General features: G+C 58.8%; 5 protein-coding genes. All 5 read left to right on the forward strand.

The genetic code is table 11. From position 1 onward, the window contains the following. Positions 1–20 precede the first annotated feature (20 nt). Positions 21–623 carry a CDP-alcohol phosphatidyltransferase family protein gene (locus tag JOE09_RS05720; RefSeq protein ID WP_205065071.1) on the forward strand — a complete coding sequence of 201 codons (603 nt, stop codon included), beginning with the start codon at positions 21–23 and terminating at the stop codon, positions 621–623. Positions 624–638: 15 nt separating this feature from the next. Next, positions 639–2402, forward strand: coding sequence for a bifunctional alpha/beta hydrolase/class I SAM-dependent methyltransferase (locus JOE09_RS05725; RefSeq protein WP_205065072.1), 1764 nt, complete (start codon positions 639–641; stop codon positions 2400–2402). Next, positions 2395–3714 carry a phosphatase PAP2/dual specificity phosphatase family protein gene (locus tag JOE09_RS05730; RefSeq protein WP_205065073.1) on the forward strand — a complete coding sequence of 440 codons (1320 nt, stop codon included), beginning with the start codon at positions 2395–2397 and terminating at the stop codon, positions 3712–3714. The genes JOE09_RS05725 and JOE09_RS05730 overlap by 8 nt, the downstream gene beginning before the upstream one ends. Further along, a complete protein-coding gene (locus JOE09_RS05735) occupies positions 3696–4082 on the forward strand; it encodes a hypothetical protein (RefSeq protein ID WP_205065074.1) in 387 nt (128 codons plus the stop codon). Before JOE09_RS05730 ends, JOE09_RS05735 begins: the two co-directional genes overlap by 19 nt. Before the next feature lie 223 nt (positions 4083–4305). Further along, positions 4306–5982, forward strand: coding sequence for an alpha,alpha-trehalase TreA (gene treA / locus JOE09_RS05740; protein ID WP_205065075.1), 1677 nt, complete (start codon positions 4306–4308; stop codon positions 5980–5982). Positions 5983–6335: the final 353 nt, after the last annotated feature.

The following is a 6335-nucleotide window of genomic DNA, read 5'->3' on the forward strand; positions in this document are numbered from 1 at the left end:
AGAAAGGCAGGAGCCAAAACGTGACGCTGTACGACATCAAACCCAAATTTCAGAACCTGTTAAGACCGCTGGTTGCCCGTCTGCATGCACGCGGCGTGACCGCTAACCAGGTCACCCTGCTGGCCATGCTGGCCTCGATCGTGCTGGGCGGCATATTGATCGCCTTCCCGCATCCGCTGTTATTTATCTCCCTGCCGATTTTCTTGTTTCTGCGCATGGCGCTGAACGCCATCGACGGCATGCTGGCGAGGGAATTCAACCAGCAGTCCACCCTGGGTGCGGTATTGAATGAAGTCGGCGACATCATCTCCGACGCCGCACTCTATCTGGCTTTTGCTTTTGTAGCCGGTATTTCGCCGTGGCTGGTGATTCTGGTGGTGCTGCTCGCCTGGCTGACCGAGTTCTGCGGGATAATCTGCCAGACGCTGACCGGCGTGCGCGACTATCGCGGCCCGCTGGGGAAAAGCGATCGCGCCTTCGTCTTCGGTGCCTCAGGCCTGATCATAGCCCTCTGGCCGCAGTATATCGCCGCGTTTAACGTGGTATTTGCCGTCTGCGCCCTGCTGCTGGTCTGGACCTGTTTTAACCGCTGCCGCAGTGCGATTGCGGCGAAAACCGCCTGAAAAAAGGAAACGGCCATGACTCAGCCATCACGTGAATATCAGGAAGGCACCTTCGCCACCAGTGACGGAGCCTCGCTCTATTTTCGCCACTGGCCCGCTGCGGAAAGCGGCAGCCGTAAAGTCATCGTGCTGTTCCATCGTGGGCACGAGCACTCCGGGCGATTGCAGCACGTTGTCGATGAGCTGATGATGCCCGATACGCACTTTTATGCCTGGGACGCGCGCGGCCACGGCCACACGCCCGGCGATCGCGGCTACAGCCCAAGCCTGGCCCGTTCAGTGCTGGACGTCGATGAATTCGTGCGCTTTGTTGCCCGTGATGCACAGGTTGGCCTGGAGGATATCGTGGCTGTTGCCCAAAGCGTCGGCGCGGTTTTGATCGCCACCTGGGTACACGACTATGCGCCGAAAATACGCGGAATGGTGCTGGCATCACCCGCCTTTAAGGTCAAACTGTATGTGCCTTTTGCCCGCGCAGGGCTGGGATTAATGCAGCGCATACGCGGGTTGTTTTACGTCAATTCCTACGTGAAGGGGAAATTCCTCAGCCACGATCCGCAGCGCATCGCCAGCTTCGAGCAGGACCCGCTGATTACCCGGCAGATCGCCGTCAATATCCTGCTCGATCTCTACAAGACCGCCGAACGCATTGTCTCCGATTCTGCTGCTATCACCCTGCCGACCCAGCTGCTGATTTCCGGCGATGACTTCGTGGTGCACGCTAAACCGCAGAAGCAGTTTTATGCCGGTCTGCGCAGCGCAATCAAAGAGCAGCATATCCTGCCCGGCTTCTACCACGACACGCTGGGTGAGCAAGATCGCCAGCTGGCGTTCGATAAGATGAAAAACTTTATCGACCGTCTTTATGCGACTGCGCCTTACGTCTTTGACTATGGTCAGGAAGATCGCTGGAGCCCGAGCGCGGACGCCTTTCGCGAACTGCAGGCTCCGCCAAATTCACGCTCGCCGCAGGGGCTGTTTTACGCCGCGATGCGCTACGGCATGAAAACCATCGGCCGGCAGTCTGCGGGAATGCGGCTGGGCTATGAAACCGGCTTTGATTCCGGCAGCACGCTGGATTATGTCTACCGCAATCGGCCGGAAGGCAACGGCATACTGGGGCGGGTCATCGATCGTCAGTACCTGAACAGCATCGGCTGGCGCGGGATTCGGATACGCAAAGAAAACCTCCAGCGGATGATTAGCACCGCGGTAGCGCACCTGCAGCAGGCTCATCTGCCGGTGCGTGTGGTGGATATTGCTGCCGGACACGGCCGCTACGTGCTGGATGCGCTGGAACACCAGCCTGGCGTCGACAGCATTCTGCTGCGGGATTACAGCGATCTCAACGTGGAGAGAGGCCAGGCGATGATCGCAGAGCGCGGGCTGAGCGAGCGGGTACAGTTCCGCCACGGCAATGCGTTTGATACCGAATCCCTGGCCACGCTCGATCCGGCACCCACGCTGGGCATCGTCTCCGGTCTGTATGAACTGTTCCCGGATAATGCGCTGATTAAAGCCTCGCTGGCCGGGCTGGCGGCGGCGATCCCACCGGGCGGCGTGCTGGTGTATACCGGGCAGCCGTGGCATCCGCAGCTCAAAACTATCGCCTGGACGCTGACCAGCCATCAAAACGGCATGCCGTGGATTATGCGCGTGCGCAGCCAGAAAGAGATGGATACGCTGGTGGAAGAAGCCGGTTTCGAAAAGCGCCAGCAGGCGATTGATGAATTCGGTATTTTCACCGTATCGCTGGCGGTGAGAAAGCCCCATGGCTGATTCGGCTATCGCACCGGGCCGTTATCGTCTGTGGATTCAGGGGCTTTGCTGGCTACTGCTGCTCGGGCCGCTGTTCTTTCTCAGCTACGGTCAGGTCAACCATTTTACCGCTACCCGCGCCGATGTCGGCAGCCTGGTTTTCAGCTGGGAACACGCGATCCCGTTTATCCCCTGGACCATCGTGCCCTACTGGAGCATCGATCTGCTGTACGGCCTTTCGCTGTTTATCTGCACTTCTCAGCGCGAGCTGACCCGCCATGCCTGGCGACTGCTGGCGGCGTCGCTGGTGGCCTGCGTTGGATTTTTACTGTTCCCGCTGAAGTTCACCTTTAGCCGCCCGGAATCACCGGGGATCTTCGGCTGGCTGTTCCACCAGCTTGAACAGTTCGACCTGCCCTATAATCAGGCGCCCTCACTGCATATTATTCTGGCCTGGCTGCTGTGGCTGCGTTTTCGCCAGCATGTGACTGGCCCGATGCGCTGGCTGGTCGGTGGCGGATTCTGGCTAATCGCGGTGTCGGTGATGACCACCTGGCAGCACCATTTTATTGACGTGCTGACCGGTATTGCGGCGGGCATCGCTATCAGCTATGCCATTCCGATGTCGGGTGACTGGTGCTGGCAGCGGCCCTGTTCTCGCGCCCGGCGGCTTGCGGCACGCTATGCCGCTGCTGCGCTGCTGCTGGGGCTTATCGCGTGGTCGATACCTTACTGTGCTGTATTGCTGTGGCCCGCCGCCGCGCTGCTGATGGTGGCAGCCGGGTATGCCGGGCTGGGAACTCGCGTATTTCAGAAAACGCCGGAGGGCCAGATATCGCTTTCGGCCCGCTGGCTGCTGTTGCCCTATCTGGTTGGAGCCAGGCTGTCGAAACGCTGGTTTTCCCGTAGGTTACCCGCGTCGTCGGCGATTTCAGGCGGTGTGTCCCTTGGCGGTTTTCCCGATAAGACATCACCGCAGGCAGCCGTGCTGGATCTGACCGCTGAATTTCATCACCGCCCCGAACCAGAAACTGTCTGGCACAGCTGCCCAATGATGGATCTGCTGGTGCCGGAAATCGCCGATCTGCAGCGCGCGGTGGATCGGCTAAGCCTGCTGCGTCAGTCGCAGGACACACTGCGGGTCTGCTGCGCCCTTGGACTTTCCCGCAGTGCAACGGTAGTGGCCGCCTGGCTACTGGCGGAAAAGCATGCCGACAGTGTTGACGCTGCGGTGGCAATGATCCGCTCGCAGCGACCTCAGGTGGTGCTGACGCCGGATCATCTCCGGCTGCTGAAACAGTTTAAGGAGGCACAATGCCCGACATCCGTATGACGCAGCGCGTGATTCATATTCATCTCGCCAGCTGGCGCTTCTTTTCCGCGCTGGCCCTGCCGCCGCTGTTGCTGGCCCTGCTTCTGTTCGGGTCATATCAGAGCGCGTTCTTGCTGCTGCTGTTTCTGCTGACGCAGTATTACTGCTGGCGTCTGTGGCTGGATGAGCGGCTGTTTCAGCTGTTAAACAGTGAGGATGACCTTGCCGCATTTGACGCCGGGATGGCTCATCTGTGGGCCGTGAAACCCGGAGCTACGCGTTCACTGGAGGATCGCTGGCTGGGCGCACGTCGGATACTTCACCGGGCAATCTGTGCGTTGATCTGCCTTTGGCTGGTAGCGATATTATCCACACTGTGGATGATTTAGTCAGGCACTGACCTGAACCTGCTGCCGATGCCGTTATTCATCCGACTTTATGGATAAATAACGTATTATCGGCACGGTTTTCCCCACCGCTTTAAGCGCAAAAATACCCGTCTGACTCACATTTTCCGGCCTGCCTCCCTGACCAAATGCGAAAAGTCGTCTAAAGTTTTTCGCAGGGTCAATAGCTTACAGATCAACCGGATCTGGACATGGAGAAAAGCCGATGAGAAAAGTCGAACAACGTCGATTGAGTACGCGCCTGATTTATCCGCTCCTGCTGGCGGGAATCGTCGCGGCCAGCTGTACGGCGCAGGCGGAAGATAATCAGCGGATGCTGAGCAGTACCCCGCAGCCGCCGGATGTGCGTCTCGGACCGCTGTATCACGCCGTTCAGGCAGCGAAACTCTACCCGGACCAGAAAACCTTCGCCGATGCGGTGCCTCACGGCGATCCGACCTCTATTCTCGCCGACTGGCAAATGCAGAAAACCCAGGGCAATTTTGACCTGAAGCGCTTTGTGAATACCAACTTTACGCTGCCCGCCGAAGGGGAAAAGTATGTACCTCCCGCCGGGCAAAGCCTGCGTGAACATATTAACGGCCTGTGGCCGGTGCTGACCCGTTCCGCCAGCCAGGCTAACCAGTGGGATTCCCTGCTGCCGCTGCCGAAGCCCTATGTGGTTCCTGGCGGTCGCTTCCGCGAAGTCTATTACTGGGACAGTTATTTCACCATGCTGGGTCTGGCGGAGAGCGGTCACTGGGATCGCGTGCAGGACATGGTGGACAACTTTGCCTCTGAGCTGGATAAGTACGGCCATATTCCGAACGGCAATCGCAGCTACTACCTGAGCCGCTCACAGCCGCCGTTCTTCAGTATGATGGTCGATCTGCTGGCCACGCACGGTGGCGACGAGGTTTACAGCAAATATCGCCCGCAGCTGCAAAAAGAGTACGACTACTGGATGGCCGATGCCGATAGCGTGGCCGCCGGTGCCGCCAGCAAGCGCGTAGTGAAGCTGAAAGATGGCACGGTGCTGAACCGCTACTGGGATGCGCGTGATGTGCCGCGTACCGAATCTTATATGGATGACATCAGCACCGCCGATAAAGCCAAAAATCGTGAAAAGGCTGCGCTGTATCGCGATCTGCGTGCGGGTGCGGCCTCGGGCTGGGATTTCAGCTCGCGCTGGTTTGATAAGCCCGACGATCTCAGTACTATCCACACCACGCGCATCGTTCCGGTCGATTTGAATGCGCTGGTGTTCCACCTGGAGAAAACCCTGGCGAAAGCCAACCGGATCGCCAAAGACGATGCGGCAGCGAAGCGCTTTGATGCGCAGGCGGAAACCCGCAAGCAGGCAATCAACCGCTATCTGTGGGATGAAAAACAGGGGTGGTACGCGGATTACGACTGGCAGAAAGCCAGCGTGCGCCCGCAACTGACCGCAGCAGCGCTGTTCCCGCTCTACCTGCAAGCGGCCACCGATGAGCACGCAAGCAAAACCGCCAGTGCCGTCCAGGCGCAGCTGCTGAAGGAAGGCGGCCTGGTCACCACAACCGTTAACAACGGCCAGCAGTGGGATGCACCCAACGGCTGGGCACCGTTACAGTGGGCCGCCGTTGAGGGGCTGAATCACTATGGCAAGCAGGAGCTGGCAAAAGAGGTTGGCATGCGCTTCCTGCAGAATGTGCAGGCGACCTACGATAAAGAGCACAAGCTGGTGGAAAAATACGTGGTGGAAGGAAAAGGCCTGGGCGGTGGCGGCGGTGGGGAATATCCGTTACAGGACGGTTTTGGCTGGACCAATGGGGTTACGCTGAAGCTGCTGGATCTGTACTGCCCGAAGGATAAGACCTGTAATAACGTGGGTGATATCGGGGTGGAGAAAGCGGCGCAGTAGCGTGGATTCACTTTTTTTGTCAGCCTTTCGGACCAGTGCAGACGGGGCTGCATGACCGATGGTAACAATCGATGGCAACGCTGACTGGTGGTTTTCCCTAATGGGCGGTCCTCGCGCCGCGATGCGGTGCCTTCACTTCTTTCGTCAGCCTTTCGGACCAGCGCAGACGGGGCGTCCTGCCCCGGCTGCGCTTTTCGTCCGCGTCCATGCGGCCGAATCCGGGCTTCCTCTCTACGTTCAGCGCTGTGGATGCCCAACCGGGAAATCCGCCAGTCCGCTTCGTGACTTCAGTGTTGCTTTCAAGGAAATTCACATGACCGCTAAAGCTGCAACGCATATTGCCAGGAGAGAAT

The sequence above is a fragment of the Pantoea coffeiphila genome, assembly GCF_016909495.1.
GTDB lineage: Bacteria > Pseudomonadota > Gammaproteobacteria > Enterobacterales > Enterobacteriaceae > Erwinia > Erwinia coffeiphila.